At 60.1% G+C, this 1,231-nt stretch carries 1 protein-coding gene; it reads left to right on the plus strand.

Annotated features, from left to right (window positions below; all coding sequences use genetic code 11):
- The coding region (locus tag NKI95_RS34235) for an IS110 family RNA-guided transposase (RefSeq protein ID WP_352722257.1) at positions 1-873 on the plus strand (873 nt) is incomplete at its 5' end.
- Between the last annotated feature and the right edge of the window lie 358 nt (positions 874-1,231).

Raw genomic sequence — 1,231 nt, forward strand, 5'->3', positions numbered from 1 at the left:
ATCGAAAGCCATGTTGTTGATGCGGCATCCATCGCCACGTCACGCAGGAAACGCCGGGCGAAGACAGACAAGCTGGACGGCGAGATCCTCCTTCGCGCCCTGCTTGCCTACAAGCGCGGCGAGCCGCGGGTATGCGCCATGGTCGTTCCGCCATCGCCCGAGCAAGAGGACCGAAAGCGCAACAGCCGTGAGCGACGAGCTCTCATCGCGGAGCGGATCAAGATTGTGAACCGGATCAAGGGGCTCTTGTTCTCACAGGGCATCGTTGGATTTGAGCCGCTGAAGCGGAACCGGCGCACTCGACTGGAAGAACTCAGGACCGGAGACGGTCGTGAACTACCGTCGAATCTCAAAGCGGAGATTGTCCGTGCACTGGACCGGATCGAGCTCGTGCTTCGGCAAATCAAGGACGTGGAGGCAGCGCGCGACGAAGCGGCTCGCAAAGAATGCGAGCCTTCAAAAGTCGCCAATGGAATGTCGATGCTCAAGCAACTGCGCGGCGTGGGAGCGGACTTTGCCGAGGTGCTTTGGTCCGAGGGTCTGTATCGCGAATTTGCGAATCGACGGCAGCTTGCCTCCTATGCCGGTCTGACACCGACACCGTGGCAAAGCGGATCGATCAGCCGGGAACAGGGCGTATCGAAGGCGGGCAATCCGAGGCTGAGGACCGTGATGGTGCAATTGTCGTGGTTCTGGCTTTTGCATCAACCTCGATCGGCTTTGGCACAATGGTTCCAGGAGCGAGTCGCGATCGACGGCGGCAGGCGCCGCAAGCCGGCCATCATTGCGCTCGCGAGAAAACTTCTGATCGCGCTGTGGAAGTACGTTCATCATGGTGCTGTCATTGAGGGCGCTGTTATGAAGCCGGCATGATCAACGCACTCTTCTCCATCCGCCGGGATTGATCGCTCCCGGCTGATCCTGGGCGAACGAACCTTCCACCCCACTTGGCCTAAAATGCCGTCCGGAAGATTGGTCGCGTTCCCCTGAGCCTTACCGACGAAAGCGGGATGTTGGTGCAGCTGCCGCAGAGCAGCGACCGTATGTGAGTTTGGACCGGTGTTGTCACCGCGCCAAGATGACAGGCTCGGACCTTGGATCACAACGCATTGAGGTGGATATGCGAAGACAGTCTTGACGACAAAATCCCCATGTGAGCGGGGTGGGCGGCGAGTCGCGACCGGAAAGGCCCGCCGTGGGAGGCGGACCGCATCCGAAGGACCGGAACGAA

The sequence above is a fragment of the Mesorhizobium sp. M0306 genome (assembly GCF_040321655.1).
In the GTDB taxonomy this organism is placed as follows: Bacteria; Pseudomonadota; Alphaproteobacteria; order Rhizobiales; family Rhizobiaceae; genus Mesorhizobium.